This window comes from Pseudooceanicola aquaeponti, from assembly GCF_050897975.1.
In the GTDB taxonomy this organism is placed as follows: domain Bacteria; phylum Pseudomonadota; class Alphaproteobacteria; order Rhodobacterales; family Rhodobacteraceae; genus Pseudooceanicola.
Genome location: NZ_JBPAXY010000002.1, coordinates 249481 through 274770 on the forward strand (window position 1 = coordinate 249481; position 25290 = coordinate 274770).

25 protein-coding genes are annotated in these 25290 nt (G+C 67.1%); 16 read left to right on the forward strand and 9 right to left on the reverse strand.

The genetic code is table 11. The features are described 5' to 3' along the window. Nucleotides 1-13: 13 nt before the first annotated feature. Both recQ and ACRARE_RS04795 read right to left on the reverse strand, forming a co-directional pair. Entirely contained in the window at nucleotides 14-2059 is a 2046-nt protein-coding gene (gene recQ, locus ACRARE_RS04790; RefSeq protein WP_432655266.1) for a DNA helicase RecQ, read from the reverse strand. 111 nt (nucleotides 2060-2170) lie between these two features. Next, nucleotides 2171-2458, reverse strand: a complete 288-nt coding sequence (locus ACRARE_RS04795; RefSeq protein WP_432655267.1) for a YggT family protein — start codon at nucleotides 2456-2458, stop codon at nucleotides 2171-2173. A gap of 131 nt (nucleotides 2459-2589) precedes the next feature. Between ACRARE_RS04795 and ACRARE_RS04800 the strand changes: the two genes are divergently transcribed. From ACRARE_RS04800 to ACRARE_RS04830, 7 genes are all read left to right on the forward strand, one after another. Continuing rightward, entirely contained in the window at nucleotides 2590-3120 is a 531-nt protein-coding gene (locus tag ACRARE_RS04800) for an acyl-CoA thioesterase (protein WP_432655268.1), read from the forward strand. A 195-nt stretch (nucleotides 3121-3315) separates the two neighbouring features. After that, the gene (locus ACRARE_RS04805; protein ID WP_432655269.1) at nucleotides 3316-4650 is read left to right on the forward strand and encodes an MFS transporter; all 1335 of its coding nucleotides are present in this window, start codon (nucleotides 3316-3318) and stop codon (nucleotides 4648-4650) included. After that, a complete protein-coding gene (mepA, locus tag ACRARE_RS04810) occupies nucleotides 4650-5531 on the forward strand; it encodes a penicillin-insensitive murein endopeptidase (protein ID WP_432655270.1) in 882 nt (293 codons plus the stop codon). The genes ACRARE_RS04805 and mepA overlap by 1 nt, the downstream gene beginning before the upstream one ends. A gap of 86 nt (nucleotides 5532-5617) precedes the next feature. Continuing rightward, nucleotides 5618-6436: an esterase-like activity of phytase family protein gene (locus tag ACRARE_RS04815; RefSeq protein ID WP_432655271.1), complete on the forward strand. Its 819-nt coding sequence runs from the start codon at nucleotides 5618-5620 to the stop codon at nucleotides 6434-6436. Between the two features lie 76 nt (nucleotides 6437-6512). Next, on the forward strand, nucleotides 6513-7154 hold the full coding sequence (locus tag ACRARE_RS04820; protein ID WP_432655272.1) for a queuosine precursor transporter: 642 nt from the start codon (nucleotides 6513-6515) through the stop codon (nucleotides 7152-7154). A gap of 395 nt (nucleotides 7155-7549) precedes the next feature. Beyond that, on the forward strand, nucleotides 7550-7963 hold the full coding sequence (gene arfB, locus ACRARE_RS04825) for an alternative ribosome rescue aminoacyl-tRNA hydrolase ArfB (protein ID WP_432655273.1): 414 nt from the start codon (nucleotides 7550-7552) through the stop codon (nucleotides 7961-7963). 261 nt (nucleotides 7964-8224) lie between these two features. After that, nucleotides 8225-9466, forward strand: coding sequence for a hypothetical protein (locus ACRARE_RS04830; RefSeq protein WP_432655274.1), 1242 nt, complete (start codon nucleotides 8225-8227; stop codon nucleotides 9464-9466). 207 nt (nucleotides 9467-9673) lie between these two features. Here the strand turns inward: ACRARE_RS04830 and pncB are convergent, their stop codons facing one another. Then, entirely contained in the window at nucleotides 9674-10966 is a 1293-nt protein-coding gene (gene pncB / locus ACRARE_RS04835; RefSeq protein ID WP_432655275.1) for a nicotinate phosphoribosyltransferase, read from the reverse strand. A 119-nt stretch (nucleotides 10967-11085) separates the two neighbouring features. Continuing rightward, on the reverse strand, nucleotides 11086-11832 hold the full coding sequence (locus ACRARE_RS04840) for an SDR family NAD(P)-dependent oxidoreductase (RefSeq protein WP_432655276.1): 747 nt from the start codon (nucleotides 11830-11832) through the stop codon (nucleotides 11086-11088). A gap of 185 nt (nucleotides 11833-12017) precedes the next feature. Between ACRARE_RS04840 and ACRARE_RS04845 the strand changes: the two genes are divergently transcribed. Together ACRARE_RS04845 and ACRARE_RS04850 are read left to right on the forward strand one after the other, a co-directional pair. Then, nucleotides 12018-12893: an AraC family transcriptional regulator gene (locus ACRARE_RS04845; RefSeq protein ID WP_432655277.1), complete on the forward strand. Its 876-nt coding sequence runs from the start codon at nucleotides 12018-12020 to the stop codon at nucleotides 12891-12893. A gap of 362 nt (nucleotides 12894-13255) precedes the next feature. Then, entirely contained in the window at nucleotides 13256-13951 is a 696-nt protein-coding gene (locus ACRARE_RS04850) for a hypothetical protein (RefSeq protein ID WP_432655278.1), read from the forward strand. An 80-nt stretch (nucleotides 13952-14031) separates the two neighbouring features. Here the strand turns inward: ACRARE_RS04850 and pncA are convergent, their stop codons facing one another. Then, nucleotides 14032-14628: a bifunctional nicotinamidase/pyrazinamidase gene (gene pncA / locus ACRARE_RS04855; protein WP_432655279.1), complete on the reverse strand. Its 597-nt coding sequence runs from the start codon at nucleotides 14626-14628 to the stop codon at nucleotides 14032-14034. A 213-nt stretch (nucleotides 14629-14841) separates the two neighbouring features. Between pncA and trhO the strand changes: the two genes are divergently transcribed. Both trhO and ACRARE_RS04865 read left to right on the forward strand, forming a co-directional pair. Next, nucleotides 14842-15753: an oxygen-dependent tRNA uridine(34) hydroxylase TrhO gene (gene trhO, locus ACRARE_RS04860; RefSeq protein WP_432655280.1), complete on the forward strand. Its 912-nt coding sequence runs from the start codon at nucleotides 14842-14844 to the stop codon at nucleotides 15751-15753. A gap of 194 nt (nucleotides 15754-15947) precedes the next feature. After that, nucleotides 15948-16484, forward strand: coding sequence for a hypothetical protein (locus ACRARE_RS04865; protein WP_432655281.1), 537 nt, complete (start codon nucleotides 15948-15950; stop codon nucleotides 16482-16484). 128 nt (nucleotides 16485-16612) lie between these two features. On the opposite strand, the gene fliP is transcribed toward ACRARE_RS04865, so the two are convergent. From fliP to fliF, 4 genes are all read right to left on the reverse strand, one after another. Next, the gene (fliP, locus tag ACRARE_RS04870; protein WP_432655655.1) at nucleotides 16613-17347 is read right to left on the reverse strand and encodes a flagellar type III secretion system pore protein FliP; all 735 of its coding nucleotides are present in this window, start codon (nucleotides 17345-17347) and stop codon (nucleotides 16613-16615) included. A gap of 258 nt (nucleotides 17348-17605) precedes the next feature. Next, nucleotides 17606-17887, reverse strand: coding sequence for a FliM/FliN family flagellar motor switch protein (locus tag ACRARE_RS04875; protein WP_432655282.1), 282 nt, complete (start codon nucleotides 17885-17887; stop codon nucleotides 17606-17608). After that, the gene (locus tag ACRARE_RS04880; protein ID WP_432655283.1) at nucleotides 17880-18476 is read right to left on the reverse strand and encodes a FliH/SctL family protein; all 597 of its coding nucleotides are present in this window, start codon (nucleotides 18474-18476) and stop codon (nucleotides 17880-17882) included. The genes ACRARE_RS04875 and ACRARE_RS04880 overlap by 8 nt, the downstream gene beginning before the upstream one ends. Beyond that, on the reverse strand, nucleotides 18473-20074 hold the full coding sequence (gene fliF, locus ACRARE_RS04885) for a flagellar basal-body MS-ring/collar protein FliF (protein ID WP_432655284.1): 1602 nt from the start codon (nucleotides 20072-20074) through the stop codon (nucleotides 18473-18475). Before fliF ends, ACRARE_RS04880 begins: the two co-directional genes overlap by 4 nt. Nucleotides 20075-20204: 130 nt before the next feature. Between fliF and ACRARE_RS04890 the strand changes: the two genes are divergently transcribed. The 5 genes from ACRARE_RS04890 to ACRARE_RS04910 all read left to right on the forward strand — a co-directional run bounded on the left by ACRARE_RS04890 (nucleotide 20205) and on the right by ACRARE_RS04910 (nucleotide 25193). After that, nucleotides 20205-20699 (forward strand): flagellar basal body-associated FliL family protein, encoded by a 495-nt coding sequence (locus tag ACRARE_RS04890; protein WP_432655285.1) that lies wholly within the window; start codon nucleotides 20205-20207, stop codon nucleotides 20697-20699. Between the two features lie 63 nt (nucleotides 20700-20762). After that, nucleotides 20763-21113: a hypothetical protein gene (locus ACRARE_RS04895; RefSeq protein WP_432655286.1), complete on the forward strand. Its 351-nt coding sequence runs from the start codon at nucleotides 20763-20765 to the stop codon at nucleotides 21111-21113. 7 nt (nucleotides 21114-21120) lie between these two features. Beyond that, nucleotides 21121-21786: a MotE family protein gene (locus tag ACRARE_RS04900; RefSeq protein ID WP_432655287.1), complete on the forward strand. Its 666-nt coding sequence runs from the start codon at nucleotides 21121-21123 to the stop codon at nucleotides 21784-21786. 42 nt (nucleotides 21787-21828) lie between these two features. Beyond that, nucleotides 21829-22701, forward strand: a complete 873-nt coding sequence (motA, locus tag ACRARE_RS04905; protein ID WP_432655288.1) for a flagellar motor stator protein MotA — start codon at nucleotides 21829-21831, stop codon at nucleotides 22699-22701. Between the two features lie 86 nt (nucleotides 22702-22787). Further along, a complete protein-coding gene (locus ACRARE_RS04910) occupies nucleotides 22788-25193 on the forward strand; it encodes a tetratricopeptide repeat protein (RefSeq protein ID WP_432655289.1) in 2406 nt (801 codons plus the stop codon). The last annotated feature ends 97 nt before the right edge of the window (nucleotides 25194-25290 follow it).

Here is a 25290-nt window from a genome sequence, read left to right on the forward strand (position 1 = left end):
CCCCCTGCGGCGATCAGGCCTCTTCGGCCAGCGCGTCGAGGAAGGCGGCGCCGAAACGTTCGGCCCGACGTTCGCCCAGAAGGCGCGTCAGCTGGGCCGCGTCGCGGGGGCGGGTTTCGGCCACCTTGGCGATCAACGAGGCCGAGCAGGAGAGCGGTTTCTCGGTCCCGTCCACCCCGCGCGCCAGATCCGCCTGCACCTGCATCAGCCGGTCGTAAAGCCCGCCCGAGGTGCGGCCCGCCAGGCGGGCGCGCTGCGGATGCAGCTGTTCGACGGCGCCGGTGATCACCTCGAGGAAGGTCGCGCCATAGGCCGAGAGCTTTTTCGCGCCGACCCCGGTGATGCCTGCCATGTCGTCCAGCGTGGCGGGTTTGGCTTCGGCCATCTCGATCAGGGTGCGGTCGTTGAAGATGACATAGGCGGGCACGCGGGCCTCTTCGGCCAGCGCCCGGCGCTTGGCCTTCAGCGCCGACAGAAGCGGCTCATCTTCTTCCGAAACAAGGGTTTTCGCCGCCGGGCGGCGGTTGGCCTTGGCGGCGGCGATGCTGTCGCGGCGCAGGCGGATCGTTTCCTCGCCGCGCAGGATGGGGCGCGCCGCCTCGGTCATGAACAGCGCGCCGTGGCGCTCACCATTGGGGCGGATCAGGTCATGGCCCTGCATCTGCCGGAAGATCGCCTGCCATTCGGCCTTCTTGAACTCTGTCCCCACGCCGAAGGTGGGCAGGCTGTCATGGCCGCGTTCGCGCACCTTGTCGGTTTCCGTGCCGGTCAGGATGTCGATCAGATGGCCCGCGCCGAACCATTCCTCGGTCCGCAGAATGGCCGACAGCGCCTTGCGCACCGCCTCGGTGCCGTCGAAGGTCTCGGGCGGGCGATCGCAGAGGTCGCAGTTGCCGCAGTGCTGGCACTCTTCCCCGAAGTATTTCAGCAGCGTCGCGCGACGGCACTCCAGCGCCTCGGCCAGGCCCAGCAGGGCGTTGAGGCGCGCATGATCGGCGGCGCGGCGTTCCGGGGGCGCCAGGCCCTCGTCGATCTGGGCGCGGCGCAGGCGGATGTCATCGGCGCCGAAGAGGGTCAGGGTCTCGGCCGGCGCCCCGTCGCGCCCGGCGCGGCCGATCTCCTGGTAATAGGCCTCGATCGACTTCGGCAGGTCGGAATGGGCCACCCAGCGGATGTCGGGCTTGTCGACCCCCATGCCGAAGGCCACCGTGGCGACGACGATCAGCCCGTCTTCCTGCTGGAACTGCAACTCGGCGGCGCGGCGGGCGTCAGGCTCCATCCCGCCGTGATAGTGGATGGCCGACAGGCCCGCCTCGCTCAGGGCACCGGCGATGCTTTCGGTGCGGGCGCGGGTGCCACAATAGACGATGCCGGACTGGCCGCGCCGGGCGGTGGCGAAGTCCAGGATCTGGCGGCGAGGCGAGTTCTTGGCGGCGAAGGCCAGGTGGATATTGGGGCGGTCGAAGCCGCGCAGGAAGGTCTGCGGCGGATGACCGTCGAACAGGCGGCGGACGATCTCGGCCCGGGTTTCCTCATCCGCAGTGGCGGTGAAGGCGGCCAGGGGCACATCCAGCGCCTGGCGCAGCTCGCCGATGCGCAGGTAATCGGGGCGGAAGTCATGGCCCCACTGGCTGACGCAATGGGCCTCATCCACGGCGATCAGCGAGACATTGATGCGGTGCAGCATGTCGCGCGCGCCCGCCGAGGCCAGGCGTTCGGGCGCCAGGTAGAGCAGCTTCAGCCGCCCCTCTTGCAGGGCGGTCCAGACGGCCTCTGTCTCTTCCTCGGTATTGCCGGAGGTCAGCGCGCCCGCCTCGACCCCGGCCTCGCGCAGGGCGCGGACCTGGTCGCGCATCAGGGCGATCAGTGGCGAGATCACCAGGGTGACCCCGTGGCGGATCAGGGCGGGCAGCTGGTAACACAGGGATTTGCCGCCGCCCGTGGGCATGATGGCGAGGGTGTTCTGGCCCGAGGCCACGGCCTCCACGATCTCGCCCTGACCGGGGCGGAAGGCGTCGAACCCGAATACCTCGCGCAGCAGCGCCTCTGCCTCGGCCATGTCCTGTCCCCGTTGGTGAAAGCAAGGGACACCATCCCATATTCGCCCTGGGGGGACAAGGCGGCGGCCCGCGATCCGGCCCGGATCAGGGGCCAGATGGGGCGGTCGGGGTCAGTACATATACCCGATGTTGTTGGACACCACGATGCGGATCGCCATGATCGCCAGAAGGGCCACCAGCGGCGCCAGGTCGAGGCCGCCCATGGGCGGCAGGATGCGGCGGATCGGCGCGTACATCGGCTCCAGGATGCGGTTTAGCCCGTACCAGACCTGGCCCACGAATTGCTGGCGCACGTTCAGCACCTGGAAGGAAATCAGCCAGGACATGATGACATGGGCGATGATGAAGAACCAGACGACGCTCAGGACGAGGTCGAGGATCATCAGCAGGGATTGCATGGGCATTCTCCGGGTTGCAGGACCGCACACAGGTAAGCAGACCGGGCCCAAAGAACAAGCTCAGACGCGAGGTCGCGGTTGACGCGCCCTTCGCGGCACCGCAGCAAAGACGCGAAGAAGGAGCCCTCCCCATGTATCCCTACATCCGTCTTGCCAAGGAATACCTGAAGTTCCGCCGCGCGCCCCGGCTGCGTCCGGGCGAGGTGCATGTGTCGCATCACATCATCTGGCCCTGGGACATCGACCCCTGGATGGAGCTGAACAACGGCCGCACCCTGACCATCTTTGACCTGGGCCGCATCCCCTATGCGACCCGCAGCGGGCTGTTCGAGGTGATGAAGGCCAAGGGCTGGGGCCTGACCGTGGCCGGAACCGCGATCCGTTACCGCAAGCGGCTGACCGCCTTTACACGGGTCGAGATGCGCACCCGCCTGATGGGGGTCGACGCGCGGTTCCTCTACATGGAGCAAAGCATGTGGGTGGGGGGCGAATGCGCCAACCACGCCACCCTGCGCACCGGGGTCATCCGCGACCGCCGCCTGGTGCCCGTCGAGGAGGTGGCCCGCGCCATGGGCCCCGACGTGACCCTGCCCAGCCTGCCCGACTGGGCGTCAAAGCTCTTCATCGCCGAGAACGAGCGCCCCTGGCCGCCCGAGATGTAGGCAGCGCGGCCCGCAAGGGCCGGTTGACGTGCAGGGCACCTGACGCAGCGGGAACACGCGCGCCGCCTTTCTGGGCCTGCGGGCAATTTGTCATGAAGGATTGGCTTGCCCTGCCTGCGCGGCGCGGATCATATCGCCCCATTCCAAAGGCACGGGCCAATGACACGGGCCAAACATACGGGGACAGGGCGGGGCATGACGGCGACATTGCGCAAGCGCATCTGGGGGTGGTTCTTCTTCGACTGGGCCAGCCAGCCCTACAACACCCTGCTGATCACCTTCATCTTCGGCCCCTATGTGAAAGAGTTGATGGGCGACGGCACCGCCGCGCAATCGGCCTGGGGCTTCGGCATCGGGGCGGCGGGGATCATCATCGCCCTGCTGGCGCCGATCCTGGGGGCCATTTCGGACGTGTCGGGCAACCGGCTGCGCTGGATCTGGGGGTTCTCCCTCCTTTACGTGCTGGGCGCCTGGATGCTGTGGTACGCCGCGCCGGGCGATTTCAACCTGCTGACCACGCTGTTCTTCTTTGCCATCGGCATGATCGGGATGGAGTTCGCGACGATCTTCACCAACTCCATGCTGCCGGATCTGGGCAGCAAGGAAGAGATCGGGCGCATTTCCGGCAACGGCTGGGCCTTCGGCTATCTCGGTGGCCTGGTGTCGCTGGTGATCATGCTGACCCTGCTGGCCGAGAATGCCGACAGCGGCAAGACGCTGATCGGGCTGGACCCGATCCTGGGGCTGGACGCCACGGCGCGCGAGGGCACCCGGGCGGTCGGGCCGCTGACGGCGATCTGGTATGCCGTCTTCATGGTGCCCTTCTTCCTTTATGTGCGCGACCCCAAGATGCCGCGCGCGCCCAAGGGCGCGGCCCGGGCCGCGCTGCGCAATCTGCGCCAGACGGTGCACGGGCTGCGCGCCACCCCGTCGCTGTTCGCCTATCTGGTCTCGTCGCTGTGCTATCGCGACGCGCTGAACGGGATCTATTTCTTCGGCGGCATCTATGCGGCGGGGGTGCTGGACTGGTCGGTGACCCAGATCGGGATCTTCGGCATCATCGCCATCATCTCGGGCGCGATCTTTGCGGTGATCGGCGGCCGTGCGGATGAGCGTTTCGGGCCCAAGCCGGTCATCACCACCTGCATCCTGGCCCTGACGGCGGTGACGCTGGTGGCGGTGTCGATCTCGCGCAGCTCTGTCCTGGGCATGGCGGTCACGCCGGACAGCGCCCTGCCCGACATCGCCTTCTTCATCCTGGGCGCGGTGATCGGCGCGGCGGGGGGCGTGATCCAGTCGGCCAGCCGCACCATGATGGTCCGCCAGGCCCGCCCCGGGCGCATGGCCGAGGGGTTCGGCCTTTACGCGCTGGCGGGCAAGGCGACCTCTTTCATCGCGCCCACCACCATTGGCGTGGTCACCACCCTGAGCGGATCCCAGCAGATCGGGATCCTGCCGCTGGTTTTCCTTTTCCTGGTCGGCGCGGCGCTGCTACGCTGGGTCAAACCCGACGGAGATCCGACCCCCTGATGCGCCTGCTTGCCCTGTTCGCCTGCCTTGCCACCCTGGCCAACCCGCTGACGGCGCAGGAAATTCCGGCGAACATGCAAGGCGTCGAGGCGCGGGCACTGTTCGGCGCGGCCAGGGCGGGCTCGCCGCATCGCGCCGATGCCTTCGGATCCTACGCCAAGGGCTGTGTCGCCGGCGCCGTCCAGCTGCCCGAGACCGGCCCCACCTGGCAGGCCATGCGGCTGAGCCGGAACCGCAACTGGGGCACCCCCGAGCTGGTCGATTTCCTGCAAGACCTGTCGAAGAAGGCCGCCCGCCTGCGCGGTTGGGACGGGATCTATATCGGCGACATGTCGCAACCGCGCGGCGGCCCGATGACCAGCGGCCATGCCAGCCATCAGATCGGCCTGGACGCGGATATCTGGATGCTGCCCGCGCAGGACCTGCGCCTGTCGCGCACGGCGCGCGAAAACCTGTCGTCCATCTCGATGCGCCGCGCCGGGGGCGCCTATGTGAACGACGCCTGGACGCCGCAGCACATGGCCCTGCTGAAGGCCGCCGCCCAGGACCGCCGGGTGGCGCGGATCTTTGTCTTTCCCGGCGCCAAGGTCTGGATGTGCCAGCAGGAGACGGGCAACCGCGCCTGGCTGCGCAAGATCCGGCCCTGGTGGGGGCATCACTACCATTTCCACGTCCGCCTGGCCTGTCCGCGCGGCATGAAGGGCTGTGTCGACCAGGCGCCGCCGCCCGCGGGCGACGGCTGTGACGCGGCGCAGGACTGGGTCGATGACATCCTGAACCCGCCGCCGCCCGATCCCAATGCGCCACCGCCGAAACCGCGCCGTCAGCTGACCATGGCCGACCTGCCCCGCCAATGCGTCACCGTCTTGCAGGGGGGATAGGCGCCGCCCTTCTGGCGCTGTCCCTGCTGTCCTGCGGGGCAGAGCCCGAGGCGGCCCCGCCCCCGGCCCTTGCCACAGTTGTTTCCTTGCGCAACGACGCCCCCGCCCTGGGCGGCCTCTCGGCGATCGAGATCCTCGACGGCGGGCGGTGGTTCGTCGCCCTGTCCGACGCCGGGGCGCTGGTCGAAGGGCGGCTGGACCGCGACGCCGCCGGGCGGCTGACCGGGGCCCGGATCACCGCGCGCCACCCGCTGACGGACCCCGAGGGCGCGCAGATGGCCGTCAAGCAGACCGACCCCGAGGGGCTGGCCCTGCTGCCCGGGGGCCGCCTGCTGGTCACCTTCGAACATTTCACCGACCCCTGGATCTATGACGGCGCTCTGGGCCTAGACCAGGGCCGCGCCCTGCCCCGCCCCGTCCCCCTGACCCCGCCACCGGATGCGCCCCTTCTGGGCGGCAACTCCGCCTATGAGGCGGCGGCGGTGGATGCCTCGGGGCGGCTGATCGTGATCCCCGAACGCCCCGCCGGGGGCGGGCCGCGCCACCCCGTCTGGCGGCTGGAGGCCGACGGCTGGCAGCGGCTGGCGGACTGGCCGCGCGAGGCGGGCTTTCTGCCGGTCGGCGCCGATGTCGGCCCCGATGGCCAGCTTTACGTGCTGGAACGCGCCTTCGGCCTGGGCTTTTCGGGGCGCATCCGGCGGCTGGACCTGGCCCGCCCGGGCCGGGCGCCCGAGCTGGTCGCCCCCCTGCCCCGCGACCGGCGCGCCAATTACGAGGGCCTGTCGGTCTGGACCGACAGCGCCGGGGCGCTGCGCCTGACCCTGGTGTCGGACGACAACTTCACCCCCCTTCTGCGCCAGCAATTGCTGGAGTTTTCCCTTGCCGAGGTCCCGGACAGGGGCTAAAGCCCGCCAATCCCGGAGCGCGCCCGCGCCCGGGGCAACAAGTCGCCGCGACCTTGTCTAAAAAACGGAAAACGACATGATACGCTTTCTTCCTGGCATTCTTGCCATGGCCGCCGTTGTGGTGGCCTCTAACATCCTGGTTCAGTTCCTGATCCTCGACGGCCTCCTGACCTGGGGCGCCTTCACCTATCCTTTCGCCTTCCTCGTCACCGATGTGATGAACCGCCTCTATGGCCCCGGCCCCGCCCGGCGGGTGATCTTCGCCGGGTTCGTGACCGGGATCCTGTGTTCGCTGATCGGCACGCAAATCCTGCTGCAAGGCGACGGGTTCACCTATGCCGCCGTGGCGCTGCGGGTGGCCGTGGGCTCGGCCCTGGCCTTTCTGGTCGCGCAACTGGTCGATGTGGCCCTTTTCGACCGCCTGCGGCAGGGCCGCTGGTGGCGCGCGCCCCTGGTCAGCTCGATCGTCGGATCGGCCCTGGACACGGCCATCTTCTTTACCGTCGGATTCGCGCAATTCATTGCTTTCTTTGGCGAAAATGCCGATGCCGAGATTTCCTGGGCCTGGGAGGCCGTGCCCTTCATGCTGGTCGGTCCCGCCGTGCCGCTGTGGATCTCGCTGGCGGTGGCGGACTGGGGGGTGAAGATGGCCCTGGCGCTGATCGCCCTGCTGCCTTTCCGGGCGCTGACGGGTAAATTTTCCGCGCGGCCTGCATAATCTTCTTTGCGCGTAAACACTTCCGTGCCAGCCTGAAGGCATCGGAAACAAGCAGAAAGGAGGTGCTCTAGTGTCTATTGAGGTATTGGAGAAAGGATTCGGAACAGTCTGGAGGGTGACCGTCTGAGGCAGCCCTTGGGCGTCAACACTCCGGGTTGGTTCGCCTAACCGAACCACCTCCTGATCTCGAGAGGGCCGTTCCTGCCGAAGGAGCGGCCCTTTTCTGTTGCGGTTTGGGGGCGGCGGTCGGGGGCCTTGCCCCCCTTGGGCCGTGCCGGCCCAATTCCCCCCAGAGTATTTTCGGCCATCGAATGGGGAGGGGCGCCGGTTTGAGCTTTGGCCGGATCGTGCCATATGAAAGCGGGGCGCCATCGGGGCGCGAAAGGGGTTTGGCCATGCTGCGGATCACGGATCAGATCGCGATCGAGGACTGGGAGCTGGTGGAGCAATTCATCCGCGCCTCGGGCCCTGGCGGGCAGAACGTGAACAAGGTCTCCTCTGCGGTCGAGCTGCGCTTCGAGGCGGAGCGATCCCCCAACCTGCCCGAGGCGGTGAAGCGGCGACTGCGGCGCCTGGCCGGACGGCGCTGGACCAAGGACGGGGCGGTGGTGTTGCAGGTCTCGGAGGAGCGCAGCCAGGCCCGCAACCGCGAGGTGGCCCGGGAGCGGCTGGCGGAACTGGTGCGGAAAGCGACAGTGGCGCCGAAGCGGCGGATCCCGACGAAGGTGTCGAAGAACCAGAAGCGGAAGCGGGTGGAGGCGAAGAAGGCGCGAAGCGAGGTGAAGGAAGGGCGGGGGTGGGAGAGGTAGGTTGTCCCCTCGTGAGGGCAAGGTGGCGCGTAGGGTGGATGAAATCCGCCTTTGGTGCACAATTGAGCACATTCATTCAGAGAGCTTGGCAAACAGAACGCGGACCGAAGATATTCCCCATGCAGATCTCACGATCTTACTTAGCTCCGAATACGAAGGTCGCCGGAAGGAAAATGAATTCTATCGGTCGCCGAAATATTTCCATTTTGCGATCTCCTGAGAACCAACTAGGATAAGAGAAACGTCCGCATTGGAAAAATTATGACTTCTGAAATCTGCTTGATGAACAGCCTAGCCGTAGTTCTAGCGGCCGATAGCGCGACAACAGTTGAGTACAACGGAAAGAACGGACAAGAGCGCCGCTACTTCAAGGGTGCAAATAAGATTTTTCAACTTTCGAAGCATCAGCCCGTTGGACTCATGCTGTACAACACCGCAAGCCTTCTCAGGGTCCCTTGGGAGGTGATTGTTAAGGAGTTTAGAAAAGACCTTGGGGATAGATCCTTCAATTCCGTGAGGCAATACGCCGAAGAGTTCATAAGCTTTGTGGAAGGCAGCACAACGTTCTTTCCGCTAGATGAACGCAAGAAGGCCTTTGACGAGGCGCTCATCGACCAGATTATCGCACTCCTCGTCTCGCTAAGAGAAGGTGATGTTGGTGAGATCACAATCGATGATGACGTGATCAATGAGTACTTTGCAGATCTCCCCAGCGATGAGAATCTTCCACTCGACCGCAACTACCTTGACGACCTCTGGCAGCGGAGTGAAGACATGGTGCTGCATCTCATCGAGGAGTGGACCGCAAATTTAGGATTTAAAAGGGAGTGCGACAAGAATAGTCTTGCCAATCTTATTTTTCGAGGCGCACTGCACACTCAATGCGCTGATGATAACTACACCGGGTTCGTGTTCGCTGGCTTTGGCGAACACTCTGTCTTTCCGGAGATGACATCTCTTAAACGATGCAGGATCGTCGGCGAGAGGTTTCTCGTATCCGAAGAAGAAGACATCAATGTTAGCAGAGAGGTTCCTGCCGTCATCGAGGGCTTTGCACAAACCTCTATGGTAGACACGTTTACACTCGGCATTAGCTTTGAGGTGTTCGCGAGCTTACAGCGAATTATCGCTGAAGAATTCGGCCTACTTATTCGCGAGCTTCAAGATAGAAAAGCCGCGCTCCCGAATGACGACGAACTCGGGCTTCTTCTGAGATCTCGCATCGATAGCTTCACATCAAAGATGTTCGACTACACAAGAGATGACCACAACGGACCTCTTCGCAGGGTACTCGGCGTGCTACCTGTTGACGAAATGGCTGAACTGGCAGAGACTCTGATCAACCTGCAGTCGCTTAAGGAAAAAGTCACGAAACCTTCGGAAACTGTCGGCGGTCCAGTCGATGTCGCAGCCATCACACGTAGCGAAGGCCTTGTCTGGATCCGAAGAAAGCACTACTTCGACGCAGAGATAAATAGTCGCTACTTCACGCGACAAGGTTAGTTAGGTGGGCAAAATGTCAGACGTGAGCATTCGGGAGGGGCGTTCACAACTCAGCAAGGAAGAGCTTGAGCAGTTGATGCTGAAGCTCGGTCTTGATGACTGCGAGTCCCGATTCACCTATGAAGAAGCCGTCAAACGTTCGAAACTCATGACGAGTTCGGACATACGGAGAGCTCGGAACTTGCGGCTGGCCGCTTCAAGCATAGACTAAACCACCACCTCAAACCGCTCCTGCTCCCCAACCCCGAACACCCGCTTGTACCGGGCAATCTCGCTCTCCGGGCCCATGGCCTTCTCGGGATTGTCCGACAGCTTGACCGTCGGGTGGCCGTCCGCCGCAATCGCCTTGCAGACCAACGAAAACGGCGCCAGGGCGTCGTCCTGGGCCAGCCCGCGGAAATCGTTGGTCAGCAGCGTCCCCCAGCCGAAGCTGGCCTTCACGCGGCCGTGGAACTGGTGCGACAGCTCTTCGATCTTCTCCACGTCCAGACCGTCTGAGAAGATGACCAGCTTCTCGGTCGGATCCTCGCCGCGGCTTTTCCACCAGTCGATGGCCGTCTCGGCCCCCGTCGCCGGGTCGCCGCTGTCGATGCGGATGCCGGTCCAGCCGGCCAGCCAGTCGGGGGCGTTCTTCAGGAAACCCGCCGTTCCGTAGGTGTCGGGCAGGATGATCCGCAGGTTGCCCGAATGCTCTTCGTGCCAGTCGGCCAGCACGTCATAGGGGGCCCGGGCAAGCGCCGCGTCATCGGGGGCGAGGGCCGAATAGACCATGGGCAGCTCGTGGGCGTTGGTGCCCACGGCCTCAAGGTCGCGCTTCATCGCGATCAGGCAGTTGGAGGTGCCGATGAAGGCCTCGCCCAGGCCTTCGGTCATCGCCTGCACGCACCAGTCCTGCCAGAGGTAGCTGTGCCGCCGACGGGTGCCGAAATCGGCGATCTTCAGGTCGGGCAGGACGCGCAGCCGTTCGATCTTTTCCCAGAGCTTGGCCATGGCGCGGGCGTAGAGAACCTCCAGCTCGAACTTGCCCATCTGGTGCAGCACGGCGCGGCCGCGCAGCTCCATCAGGATGGCGAGCGCCGGGATCTCCCACAGCATGACCTCGTGCCAGCGGCCCTCGAAGGTCAGCTCGTACTGGTCGCCGCGCCGTTCCAGGGTGTAGGGCGGCAGGCGCAGCCCCTCGAACCACTCCATGAAATCGGGGCGGAACATCTGGCGCTTGCCGTAGAAGGTGTTGCCGCGCAGCCAGGTACTTTCGCCGCGGGTCAGCGACAGGGACCGGACGTGGTCCAGCTGTTCGCGCAGCTCGCCCTCGTCGATCATCTTGGCCAGGGGCACATGGGCCGAGCGGTTGATCAGCGAGAAGGTGACCGTGGTGTCGGGCTTGTTGCGGAAGACCGACTGGCACATCAGCAGCTTGTAGAAATCCGTGTCGATCAGCGAGCGGACGATCGGGTCGATCTTCCATTTGTGATTATGGACACGGGTGGCGATGTCGACCATGGGGGCAGGCTCCTCACTTATCGTTGCGATAAAGCCGCTAAGGGGGTGGGAATGCAAGGGTTGTGGGGGAAAGGGGTGGGCGATCCGAGGGCGGCGCGCCGCCCCCAGACCAACCTCCGTTACAGGAACATGCCGCCCGAGGCCTCGATCCGCTGGCCGGTCACCCAGTTGCCATCCGACAGCAGCAGCGAGGCCGCCGCCGCGCCCACGTCATCGGGCAGACCCGCGCGCCCCATGGCGGTGAGGCTGGCGACCATGGCGTTGACGCCCGCGTCGTCGCGGGTGCGTCCGCCGCCGAAATCGGTCTCGATCGCGCCTGGGGCCAGCACGTTGGAAGAGATGCCGCGAGGGCCAAGTTCCTTCGCCCAGTAGCGCGACAGCACCTCGACCGCGCCCTTCATCGCCGCATAGGCGCCGTAGCCCGGCAGCGAGAACCGCGCCAGGCCCGACGACAGGAACAGCAGCCGCCCGCCATCGGCGAGCTGCGGCAGCAGGGCGGCGGTCAGCAGGGCGGGGCCCTTCACATGCAGAGCATAGAGACGGTCGTAGGTCTCGGCCTCGGTCTCGGCCAGGGGGCCGTAAAGGCCGATGCCCGCGTTGTTGACCAGCCCGGTCAGGGCGTCATGGCCCATCTCGGCCAGGGTCGCGGCCAGGGTTTCGGCGAAGGCGGGGAAAGCCGCGTGCTCGGTCGTGTCCAGGGTCAGGGCGCGGATCCGGGTGCCGTGGGTCGACAGCGCCGCAACCACGTCAGAGGCATCGCTGCGGGTGGTCACGATCACATCGGCGCCGCCCCGGGCCAGATGCGTGGCCATGGCGCGGCCCAGGCCACGGTTGCCGCCGGTGATGAGAAAGACAGGGGTCGTCATGGGATATCCTTTCGGGTCAGCTTTGCAGGGGCGGGGCGGGGCGCCCCGTCACAGGGCACAGATGGCAGCGGCGCGGCCCGCGCGCCTGCCCGATCCTGCCGCAGGCCTGCCCGTTCCTGCCGCATCGCCACGGCGGCCCGGCCCCGGGCTTGCCAGGGGCAGCGGGGCAGGCGAAAGCTGATCCCATGAGACAATTGGACAAGGTCAGGGCCCAGGCCGACCGGCTGGCGCGGCAAATGGATCTGGGGGCAACCCCGGTGCCCCTGTCGGTGCCGGGCCTCGGCCTGATGCGGGCGCAGCAGCCCGGCGAGATCACCCACAGCGTCTATGACCCGATCTTCTGCATGGTGGTGCAGGGGGCCAAATCGGTGCATTTCGACCGCGAGGCGGTGATGTTCCGCGCCGGTCACGGGGTGATCGTCAGCCACGAGTTGCCCGGGGTGAACCGCGTCGTCGAGGCCACGCCCCAGGCGCCCTATCTGGCAGCGGCGGTGACGCTGGACCCGGGCCTGTTGCGCGACCTGGCGCCCCGGGTCAGCGGGCAGGAACCGGCCCGGGCGCTCAGCGCGGCGCCCCTGACCCCGGCGGTGGTGGATGTGATGGGCCGCCTGCTGGGCCTGCTGGAGGCCGACGGCCCGACCGAGGTTCTGGCCGAATTGTACCTGCGCGAGCTGCACGCGCTGTTGCTGGCCGCCCCCGAGGGCGCCATGCTGCGCCGCCTGACCCGGCCCGATGCCCCCGAGGCCCAGGTAGCCCGGGCGCTGCGCCTGATCCGGGGCCAAGCCACCCGCCCCCTCAGCATCGAGACCCTGGCCCGGGAAAGCGGGATGAGCGCCACCCGCTTTCACCGCCATTTCCGCGCCATCACCGGCACCACGCCGCTGCAATATCAAAAGCGCCTGCGTCTGATCGAGGCGCGCCGCCTGCTGCGCGAGACCGGCAGCGGCGTGACCCAGGCCGCCCTGCGCGTCGGCTATGAAAGCCCGACGCAGTTCAGCCGCGACTTTCGCCGCCTCTTTGGCCATGCCCCGCGTGAGGCGCGCGGGCAGGATCTGCGCTGAACCGACCGCCCTGCGCGCATCCCGGCCCGGGCCTTGGCGCGCATTGTGGCAGCCAGGGGCGCGAACGGCGCGGCGCGCGTCCCTCCGCCTGACCTCTGCCCGGGCGAATTTATTCAACCGTTTCAACACCCGCCCCATTCCCGCCGGATTTCTGCCCGGCCCCGGCCCGCAACCGGCCCGATGCCCGCCGCAGCCGCGCCCGAAAGACGCCGCCGAAGGGCCGCCAAACGGCCCCGCACCGGCCCCGGTCGCGTCCCGGGCCTGCCGCATTTCGGCCCGAGAAGGGAAACATAGTTAAGCAGATATGATTGTCGGTGGTTCTAGACAGGAACGGGAGCGGCCAGGGGCCGAGGGACAACCCGATGAATTACGACTTTGACATGCATTCAGTTCTGCCGCTGGCCGCGCAGAGGAAGGCCCGCTCCGAGGGCCGAAAGGGCGATCTGTCGGGACAACAGATCGCCCTTTTCCGCGACCCCAAGGTGGCGGATGCCCTGCGCGCGGCGGACCGTGAGGTGCAGGAGTTGTTCCTGGAATCCGGCTTTGGCCTGACCAGCTGGGTCAGCGACCTGCCCCAGGGGCGATTCCGCGCCATCGACGAAGAGGCCCGCACCGAGGCGATCTCGCGCTTTGCCGCCAACCTGCGCGCCTCGCGCGGGCGGCTGCGCAAGGCCAATTGGGGCGGTTTCTCGATCAGTGATTTCACCAACAGCTATCTGAATGCCGATGCGCTGCCGCAACCCATGGGCCTGCTGGCCCGGGATCGCGACGATGGCGCCGATCCCGATGTGTCGGCCGAACTGGCCTCGCCCGAGATGCTGGCCCGGCGCGCCCGCGCCCGGCTGCGCCGCCGCCACCGGGGCAACTGGCGCCGCAGCCCGCTGCACGCCGCGTCCCGTTTCCTGGATCTCAGCCCGCTTCAGAAGGTCTGCGCCCTGGGCGTGGTGATCGTCGCCTGGCTGCTGGCGCTGACCATCTGGCATGTGATGGACAACGGCCTGGGCATCGAACTGGCCCGCGCCATGACCCGCATCACGGGCGGCCCTGTCGGGTTTTAGACGGGCGGCCCCACCGAGACCCGCAGGCCGCCCTATTGGGACCCCCGTGCGAACGGGGAGGGTGGCGCGGAGCCGCGGGATCAGGCGAGGATGACGCCTGCCTCTGCCATGGTCGTTTCGGCCGCGGCAAGCGAGCCGTCCAAGTCGATCCCGCGGCACAGATCCCGCCGCAGGGTGACCCGGAACCCCAGTTTCGCCGCATCCACCGCGCTGTAATTGACGCAGAAATCCGTCGCCAGCCCGACCATCACCAGATCGGTGATGCCACGGGTGCGCAGATAGCCCTCCAGCCCGGTGGCGGTGGTGTGGTCATTCTCGAAAAAGGCCGAATAGCTGTCGATCGCCGGGTTGAACCCCTTACGGATAATCAGATCGGCGCGGTCGGTGGTCAGGTCGGGGTGAAAGGCGGCCCCGTCCGAGCCCTGGATGCAATGGTCGGGCCAGAGCACCTGCGGGCCATAGGGCATTTCCGTCACACTCATCACCGCGGCCCCGGGATGGGACGAGGCGAAAGAGGAATGGCCCGCCGGGTGCCAGTCCTGGGTCAGCACCACCACCGAGCTGTCGGCCATCAGCGCGTTGATGCCGGGCACGATCTGATCGCCCTCGGCCACGGCCAGGGCGCCGCCCGGGCAGAAATCCTTTTGCACGTCGATCACAATCAGGGCCTGGGTCATGGGTCGTCTCCTTCGGGGCGTGGTCTGGGCGCGGGGGCTCCGCGCGGTCGGGCCGAGCTTCGCCGCCCGGCGCCCGGGGGTCAATCGCCCGGATCCCGCGACACGCGCGGCAGGCCACCGCCCGCCCCCCGCGCTGCCCGCGAAACGGGCGCTATTGCCGCAGGGCGCCGACGGGCCTTGCCCGACAGGCGCCGGGGCGCTACTCCGCGCCTCATGTTCACCGTTTGCGCCCTCTACCACTTCACCCGTTTCGACGATCCAGCCGCGATCCGCGGCCCGCTGCTGGCGCTCTGCGAGCGCGAGAAGATCTGCGGCTCGCTGCTGCTGGCGCGGGAAGGGATCAATGGCACCATCGCCGGCCCTGCCGCCGGGATCGAGGCGGTGCTGGCCCATATCCGCGCCCTGCCCGGCTGTGCCGATCTGGAGTGGAAGCTGTCCACCGCCAGCGAGCGCCCCTTTGCCCGAACGAAGGTACGCCTGAAGAAAGAGATCGTCACCATGGGCCAGCCGGATGTCGATCCGCTGGCCGCCGTGGGCCATTATGTCGATCCCGCCGATTGGAACGACCTGATCCGCAGCCCCGATGTGGCGCTGATCGACACCCGCAACGATTACGAGGTGGCCATCGGCACCTTCGAAGGCGCCGTCGATCCGCAAACCGTCAGTTTCCGCGAGTTTCCCGCCTGGTGGGAGGCCAACAAGGACCGCTTTCACAACAAGCGGATCGCCATGTTCTGCACCGGCGGCATCCGCTGTGAGAAGTCGACGAATTTCCTTATGGGTCAGGGGGTTGAGGATGTGTATCACCTGAAGGGTGGCATCCTGAAATACCTCGAAGAGGTGCCCGCCGAGGACAGCACCTGGCAGGGCGAATGTTTCGTCTTCGACCGGCGCGTGTCCGTCGGCCACGGGCTGACCGAGGGGCCGCATATCCTGTGCCATGCCTGCCGCCGCCCGATCCTGCCCGAGGACCGCGCCCGCCCCGACTACGAAGAGGGCGTGTCCTGCCATCTGTGCATCGACGAGACGACCGAGGCCGACAAGGCGCGGTTCCGCGAGCGGCAAAAGCAGATCGCCCTGGCCAGGGCGCGCGGCGAGAAGCACCTGACCGAGCTGGACGACTGACGACCGTTGCCGGGGTACCTTCCAGACGCTCCCCTTCACACATTTGTGCGCCCAGATCGCCTGTGTCGCGATCAACCTTAATGCCGGACCAGAGATTGAAGCGGATCGACTTGCTCCTGAAACCGTGCCGTTTCTGTGCATCAAGGCTCGTCGGGTGCTATATTTTGCTCTCCTAGATCCGGGTGCGATAGAACATGGTCTTAATTCATTCAGGCGGCTCGAGTGCGGACTATGAGTTCGGTCTTCTGACGCGTATTTTGGCCTTGCTAGATGTGGAATTGCTTCGAACCACGACCGCAATGCGTTCCTCTCCCGACCCGGAAAGTGATGGTCTCTGCGATTTAGGGGAGTTTCTGATAGGGAGCGGTTTTATCGCTGCACAGCGATACCTGAATGCGACCCGAGTTGACTTCGGGCTGTCCAAGGCGGAGGCCTACGAACATCCTCCGCTGTTCCGGGCGCCGATCACTGTGGCGCAAGCGATCAATACGATATCCAACTATTGGAAGCACTTCGCAGATTGGGATGAAGCAGAGCAACAGGGAATCGATCCCCGCGCGAAGGGGCAATCCGCAATCACGCTACGTGCCCTCGATAAAATGGCGCTGCCTGGATCTTACCCATGTGCGGACGTACTGTCTCAATTGCAACCGGTGGAGGCATTGTCCCTGGAGAAACTCCTGCCGCTACTGACTGAATGGCGCAATTCCCTCATGGCCCAGAGCAAGTAGCGCGCCAGGCTTCCAGTACCTGTCCCCCCGCGCCCCACACTTTACAATCCGCACCCCCGATAGCCCGGGCCAAAGAAGCTCCGAGAGACAAAGCTGTCTTCCCTTGCCTTGCACGCAGCCACCGCCCCTCAGCCGTAGCTGCGCACCAGACTGGAGGCCAGCAGCGTCCAGCCGTCGGCGATGACAAAGAAGGACAGCTTGAACGGCAGCGACACGATGGCCGGGGGCACCATCATCATCCCCATCGACATCAGCACCGCCGCCACCACCAGGTCGATGATCAGGAAGGGCAGGAAGAGCAGAAAGCCGATCTGGAAGGCGCGGGCGATCTCGGACAGCATGAAAGAGGGGATCAGCACCGACAGCGGCGCCTCGGGGCCGGTTTCGATCTCGGCCGCATCGGGGCGCAGGGCGGCCATCGCCTCGAAGGTTTCCACATCCATGCGGTTGGCCATGAAGCCCCGGAAGGGGGCGATGGCGCGCGGCAGCGCCTCTTCCACGGTCAGTTCTTCCTCGATCAGGGGCGAGATGCCGCTGTCCCAGCTTTCGGTCATCACCGGGGCCATGATGAACCAGGTCAGGAACAGCGCCAGCGAGACGATCAGCATGTTGGGCGGTGCCTGTTGCAGGCCCAGGGCCTGGCGCAGGATCGACAGGACGGTCACCAGGAAGGGAAAGCAGGTGACGGTGATCAGGATCCCCGGCGCCAGGCTCAGCACGGTGATCAGCAGGATCATCTGGATCCCGCGCGCCGAAAGCGAGCTGCCCTCGCCCAGGTCCAGCGTCAGGTCCTGCGCGCTGGCCGGGCCGGCCAGAAGCAGGAGCGCGAGCAGCAGAAAGAGCCCCGCGAGGAGGGGCGCCAGCAACCTGTGGCGTGCGCCTCCGGGACAGGTCACTGGCGCTCCTCGGTGCAGGAAAAGCGATGCACAGGGCAGCGAGGGGCGGCGGCCCGGGCGCGATACCACCCCACCCACGTCCCGCAAGCGGCAGGACAACCCCTGCCCGCCCGAGGCCCGTGTCCACGACACCGGGACCGGCAGCGACCGCAAAGCGCCACCGGACGGGCGCCCCGGCGCGGCGCGGGGGGGAAAGCGGCGCTTTCTGCGCCCCGGCGCCATGGCCTAAAGCTCCCCCGACAGGTCCGACACCTCAGTCAGGCGCACGGCCAGCTGCCCGGCGTTCTCGCCCTCCATCTCTTCCAGCTCGCCCCGCGCGATCAGCCGGTCGCCGACATAAAGCTCGACCGGATCCTCGACCCGGCGGTCCAGCGGCAGGACGGAATCGCGGGTCAGCTTCAGCAGGTCGCGGATCAGCGGCCGGGCCTTGCCCACGGAAATGGTGATCTCGATCGGGACCACGGTGAAGGGGTTGCCCCGGCTTTGCGGGTCGGCGCTGTCATCCATGGCTTTCCATCCTTTCCTGTTCCGCGAAGAACCCGGCCAGGGCATCGCGGATCCCATCGGTCACCTCACCCAGATCGATCTCGGTCTCTTCCTCGCCGAAGCGCAAAAAGACCTGACCGTCCGACAGGGTGTCATCGCTTTCGACCCGCACGGGGAAGCCGAAGTCCTGCTCGGCCAGCCCGTCGATCACGCCGCGATTGCTGGGCGCCACCGAGATTTCCACCGCCGGGGCCGTGCGTTGCCGCGCCAGCGTCTCGAGCTGTTCGGCGACCCTTGGGCCCAGGGTGTCGCGCGCGGTCTCGGGCAGGATCTTGCCCACGATCTCTTCCAGCAGGGTCTTCACCGAAGACAGCATGTGCGAATGGGCCTCGTGATAGGTGAAGGACAGATCCTGAAGGTTGCGCGCCAGGTCGGCACCGATATGGGCCTGTTCCTCTTGGCTCGCCTTGGCGGCATCGTCCCACCCGGCCTTGTAGCCGTTCTCGAAGGCCTCCAGCCGCAGCGTCTCCAGCTCATCCTCCGACAGGCCGGGGGCGGCGACGGCCTCGGGCCGGCCGAAATCCTCAAGCAGGCGGACGATGGGTTTCATGCCCGCTCCTCATCCTCTTCCAGCCAGGAGCGCAGGATTTCCATCGTCTCGTCGCGGCGATCCTCGATCAGCGCCTGCAACTTGGCCACCGGATCGTCCGCATCCCCGCCACCACCGTCGAAATCGGCCATCATCGGGAAACCGCCGCCGTCACCATCGCCGCCAAAGCCGCCCAGGCCCGGCAGGTCCGGCAGGTCGTAATCCTCGTCGATCTCGCCATCCAGGGCCCCGCCCCCCTCGGCGGTCAGAAGCGGTACCTCGGCGCCGCCCGCCAGCAGAGGGCGCACCACGAACAGCCCCAGGATCAGCGCCACAACCGCCAGAACCGCCATCTGGATCAGCGACATCACGTCGATATGGATCTGATCAAGAAAGCCCGGCGCGGCCAAGGTGCCCAGCTCGGCCACCGGTTCGAACTGCATCGACTTGATGGTGATCACGTCGCCGCGCGCCTCGTCGAACCCCACGGCCGAGGCCACCAGGTCGCGCAGCGCGGTCAGCTCGGCCTCGGGGCGGTCCTCGAAGACCGGCGTGCCATCGGCCCCCTCGGCCTCGGTGCCATTGACCAGCACCGCCACGGTCAGGCGGCGGATCGCCCCCGCGGCGCGCACCACCTCGCGGTTGACCTCGGAAACCTCGTAGTTCACCCGCTCGCGCGTTTCGCTTTGCTGCGAGGTGGAATTGCCGCCCCCCGCCCCGTCGCCATCGGGCAGGTTCGAGGCCACGGTCACATCACCGCTGCCCGAGTTCTGTGCCGAGTTGCTGGCCTCTTCGGTTTCGGTCGAAATCGCCACCCGTTCCTGCGGGTCAAAGCGCCGCTCGCGGATCGATTCGCTTTCGTTGTCGGTCTCGACCGCGACCTCGACCACCGCGTTTCCCAGACCCACCCGCGCCTCCAGCAGGCGTTGCACCTTCTGTTTCAGCTCTTCGGCGCGGTCCTGGGCGGTGCTGGCGCCGGTGTTTTCATCCGCAAGCCCGACCAACTCGCCGGAATCGTCGATTACCGCCACGTCGTCGGAGTTCAGCCCGGCCACCGCCGAGGCCACCAGATAGCGCAGCGCCCGCGCCTGGGCCGCCGAGATTTCGCCCGAGGCGGTCAGCGCCACCGAGGCGGTCGGTTTCAGGTCGCGTTGAAACGGCGTAGCGCCCTGATGGGCGATATGCACCCGCGCCGCCGAGATCTGCGGCGAGGCGGCGATGGTGCGCGCCAGCTCCCCCTCTTTCGCGCGCCAATAGGCGGCGTCGAACATCTGACTGGTGGTACCGAATCCCGACAGGTTATCCAGCAGTTCGTACCCCTGCGAGGAATTGCGCGGCAGCCCCTCCGAGGCCAGTGTCATGCGCAGCTCGTCCCGCCGCGCGCCCTCGACATAAATCGAACCGCCCTGCACCTCGTAGATCACCCCACGCTGGTCCAGGGCGCGCACGATCTCGCCCGCCTGGCCGTTTTCGAGGCCTGAGTAGAGCAGCGACAACGAGGGTTTGGAGGCCAGATTCGCCAGGCCCAGCACAGCCGCGAACATGGCCAGCGCCGCCAGCACCGCCGTCACGCGGCGTCGCATGTCAAGGTTGCTCCAAAGCGTCAGAAGCTGTTGCAAACATTCTCTCCCGTCCAACCGACTTTCTGCCGGTGTCCCCCCTTAATGGGCCGAACGGGCTTAATAATCGGTTAGTGCCTGAGCGCTAAAACGGCCCCGAGATGATTTCCCACGGAGGGGGTGGCGACCCATGGCCGAGGCCGCAACAGAGATCGAGGAAGAGGCGCCGAAGAAGGCGTCGAAACTGCCGCTGATCCTTGGGCTGGTGCTGGCGCTTGTGGGCGGCGGCGGGGCCTTCTTCGCCATCTACAGCGGGATGATCCTGGGCCCGGATGAAGCCGCGATGGAGGGGGGCGCCCCGGCGCCCGAGCCGTTCATGGCCCCCGATGTGGCCTTCATCCCGCTGGACCCGATGACCATCTCGCTGGGCCGCGCCTCTGACGGGCGGCACCTGCGGTTCACCGCCAATATCGAGGTGCCAAGCAACCAGGAGGCCAATGTGACCAAGGTTCTGCCGCGCATCATCGACGTGCTGAACGGCTATCTGCGCGCCCTGCGGATGGAAGACCTTGAGGATCCGGCGACCCTGGTGCGCATCCGCGCCCAGATGCTGCGGCGGATCCAGGTGATCACCGGGCCGGATGCGGTCAGCGACCTGTTGATCGTGGAATTCGTGCTGAACTGACCGGCGCAGAACGGCGGCCCCCCGGGGCCGGTGCAAGAAGAGGACGGGAATGGAGCTGACGCAATGGAACTGATCGCCGATATCCTGCTGGTCGCGGGCGCCCTGGGTGCGGGGTTCTACTGCTATATCCTGGCGCGCCGCCTGTCGCGGTTCAACGACCTGGAAAACGGCATGGGCGGTGCGGTGGCGGTGCTGTCGGCGCAGGTCGACGACCTGTCGAAGACCTTGCAGGCCGCCCAGGGCACGGCGGGCGAGTCCAGCGCCTCGTTGCAGCAGCTGACCGAACGCGCCGAGGGGGTGGCCAAGCGGCTGGAGCTACTGGTCGCCTCGATGCACGACCTGGAAGTCGCGGCGCAGAAACAGGCGCAAGAGGAGGCCCCGGCGGTCTTCGCCCGCCACAACGAGACCCATTGAGGGCGCCATGGCCAAAGCGCGCAAACAGGCCGCCGGCAAGGCGGCGCAGGACAAGGGGCGCAAGCTGGCCCCACGCAGGCGGCGTGGCGCCCGGCCCCGGCGCGGCACGCTGGCGCTGATCGCGGGGCTGCTGCTCGGCTCTGCCGCGGTCCGCGTCGCCCTGCATTCCGGCGAGGTGATGGCGCTGGAGGGCCCCGGCATGGGCGCCCCCGGCGCCGAGACGACCCATGGCGAGGCGGTGGCCGCCGCGGGCTGCGAACAACCACCCGAGGTCGAGGCGATGCTCGAAGCCTTCGCCGCGCGCGAGGCCCGGCTGGAGCAGCGCGAGGCGCAGCTGCGCGACCGGATGACCGCCCTGGCCGTGGCCGATGAAGAGATCGAGAAGAAGCTGGCCCAGCTCGAGGCCGCCGAGGCCGCGCTGAAGGAGACGCTGGCCCTGGCCGACAGCGCCGCCGAGAACGATCTGGGCCAGCTGACCGCCGTCTATGAAAGCATGAAGCCGAAACAGGCCGCCGCGCTCTTCGAAACCATGGATCCGCAATTCTCGGCCGGGTTCCTGGGGCGGATGCAACCGGCGGCGGCGGCGGCGGTGATGGCGGGCCTGTCCTCGGAAACCGCCTATGCGATCAGCGTCATCCTGGCGGGGCGGAATTCATCTGTTCCAAAGGAATGAGCCCTAGCGTGAGGGCCGATTAGTGGATTCGGGGCAGCAGATATGATCGGTTTCGTCGGCATCGGTGTCATCTTCGCGATGGTTTTCGGCGGCTACATCCTGGCCGGCGGCAAGATGGGCATCATCATCAAGTCGCTTCCCTTCGAGATGATGATGATCGGCGGCGCCGCCGTGGGCGCCTTCCTGATCTCCAACGACATGGCGGCGGTGAAACATACGCTGAAGGATGTCGGCAAGGTCTTCAAGGGTCCGAAGTGGAAACATGACGACTACCGTGACCTGCTGTGCCTGCTCTTCGAACTGATCCGCCTGGCGCGGCAGAACCCGGTGGCGATCGAGGAACATATCGAAGACCCCGAGAATTCGTCGATCTTCTCGAAATACCCCCGCATTCTCAGCGACAAGGAGGCGATCGCGCTGATCTGCGACACCATGCGCTCGGCCTCGATGAACTACGACGATCCCCACCAGGTGGAAGAGGTGCTGGAAAAGCGGATGGAGGCGAACGCCCATCACGCCCAGCACTCCAGCCACGCGCTTCAGGCCATGGCCGACGCCCTGCCCGCCCTTGGCATCGTCGCGGCGGTGCTGGGGGTGATCAAGACCATGGCCGCCATCGACCAGCCGCCCGAGGTGCTGGGCGGCATGATCGGCGGCGCCCTGGTGGGCACCTTCCTCGGGGTCTTCCTGGCCTATGGCTTCGTCGGCCCCTTCGCCGGCAAGCTGAAGACGGTGATCGACGAGGACAGCCATTTCTACCAGCTGATCCGCGAGGTGCTGGTGGCCAACCTGCACAATCACGCCACCAATATCTGCATCGAGGTGGGGCGCCAGAACACGCCCTCGCACTGCCGCCCCAGCTTCTCCGAACTGGAAGAGGCGCTGAAGGACGTCAAAAGCAGCGGGGCCGCATGAGGGCACAGGCAGGATCCCCTCCGCCCCCGGGCCCCGGCGGGATCGCCCCCCAAAGGCGTGGCGCGCGGCGGTTCGGACGCGGGTTCTTGGTGCCCCTGCTGGCGCTGCTGATCGCGCTTTGCCTGGTGCCCGGGGGCACCCAGGCCCAGGCGATCCTGCGGTCCGGCGATCACAGCGACTTCACCCGGCTCACCCTGCCCCTGCCCGCGGGCACGGAACCGCTGCTTGACACCGCGCCGGGCACGGCCACCCTGCGCTTCGATGGCCCGGTGCCCGCCATCGACGCTAGCCGCGTCTTCGACCGCATCACCCGCCAGCGCCTGACCGACATCCGCGTCGGCGACGGACCCTCGCTCACCCTCTCGCTGGCCTGCGACTGCCCGGTCGAGACCTCGGTCACCGCCGGCAACCTGATGATCCTCGACATCCTTGACGGGCCCGTTCTAGGCGCTTTGCCAGCCGCAGAGGCTCCCGCGCCCGTCGCCACCGACACGCCACCGGCCCCCACCGGCCCGCCGCCCCTGGGCTTCGGTCTGCCCCCGGCGGATCCCACGGCCCCCGGGCCGGTGCCCCTGGCCGCCCCGGCAGCACCGCGCGTCGCCTCGGCCCGGGTGCCCGGCATGGCCCTGCCGCCGCCCCCCGCCGACGCGCCCGAGGCAACGGTGCCAAAGCCCGCGTCCGAGGCCCTGCCGCCCCTGCCCCCCGTGACCCTGCCCGGCGTCCCCGGCCTGCGCGATCAGATGACCGAACAGCTGGAGACTCTGCCGGGTCCACCGACCCTGACCGAGCAAGAGGCCCGCCTGACCCGCGAGTTGGAGGAAAGCCTGCTGGCCGCCATCGGCAGCGCCGCGACCGAGGGCCTGCTGGCCCCCGATGCCCGACAGGCCGCCGAACTGACTGAGGCGCAGCGCCAGGTCAGCGGCACCCCTTCCGATGGCGTCCGTCCCGATCCGGGCCTGGCTGCTACGCCCAGCACTTTCGGCCCCGGCGATCCGCGCGGCGACAATCGCATCATCCTGTCGGGCAACCCCTGCGCCCTGCACATGCCCCCCCTGGTCGCGGTCGAGGATCTGGATTTCCTGCGCGAATTGGGCCGCCTGCGCGCCGCCCTGACCGGCGAGTTCGACCGCGACGATGTCGCCGCCTACCACGCCCTGGCGCTGCTCTACCTGGCCCATGGCTTCGGCGCCGAGGCCGCCCGCGTGCTGGACGCCGTGCCACAACCGCCGCTGGAAACCGCCGAAATGCTCTCGGTCGCGCGCATCCTGGAATATGGCCACGACCCCGAGGACAGCCCCTTTGCCGGTCGCCTGACCTGCGACACCGACGCCGCACTTTGGGCGGCGCTGGCCCCCGCCACGATCCCGCCGGGCAGCGCCTATGACGGCGCGGCGATCAAGCGCAGCCTGATGGCCATGCCCGACGCGCTGAAGGCGGTGATCGGGCCGCTGCTGGCGAACCGTTTCACCGCCGCGAAAGAGGCAGATTTCGCCCGTGACATCCTGCGCATCGTGGAACGCAACCTGCTGGACAGCTCGCCCCGACAGGCCCTGGCCGCCGCCAAGCTGGCCAATGCCGACGGTCCGCCCGACCGGGCCGATTTCGCTGCGCTGATCGCCAGCAACAACGAGGTCTCGCCCGAGGCCCTGCTGCACTACACCAACGAAACCCTGGCCCATGGTGGCCAGGTCGACGCGGAAATCATCGGCCTGCTGGAGGGCTACCGCAGCCAGTACCGCAACAGCCCCATGGCCACCGACCTGGCCCGGGCCGAGGTGCTGGCCCATGCCGCCGCGTCGAATTTCCCTGCGGCCTTTGCCCTTTACGCGGCCGAGCGCGCCCGCTTCGCCCCCGAAACCCAGGCCGAGCTGAGCGATGCCCTGACCCGCGCCCTGGCCGAGGGGGCCAGCGACACGATCTTTACCCGGCTCTATTTCACCCAAGGCCCTGATCTGGCGGCGCAATCCAGCGCCCAGGCGGTCAACGGTCTGGCCGACCGGCTGCTCGCTCTGGGCCTGCCCGAAACCGCCGAGGCGCTTCTGGCCGACGCCGCCCCCGCCCGCGGCGCCGAGGCCGAGGCGCGGCAGCTGCTGCACGCCCGCGCCGCCCTGGCGATGAACCTGCCGCGCAAGGCCGAGGCCGAGCTGGAGGGGATCGCCACCCCCGAGGCCGACCGGCTGCGCGCCGACGCCCGCCTGGCGCGCGAGGATTACGCCGGGGCCAGCGCGCTGTTCACCGCCGCCGGCGCGCCCGAGGCTGCCGCCGAGGCCGCCTGGCTGGCCCGCGACTGGCAAAGCCTGGCCGAGGCAGAGGCCGCCGCCGAAAAGGCTCGCCTGGCCGAGGTGGTGCAACAGGCGCCGGTCGATCTGCCCGCCCTTGGCCCGCCCACCCTGGCCGCCAGCCGCGAGGTACTTGGTCAAAGCGGCGCAACCCGCGATGCGCTGCGCGATCTGCTGTCGACGATGCAGGTCGCCCCGGAAAACGAGCCGTAGAATACATACGCCATCGTACTTCTGAGGCCGCGTGACCCCCAAAGGGGGGCCGCGCGCGATGCACTGCACGCGCGACACGCCGCATTTCCTGCCGCCG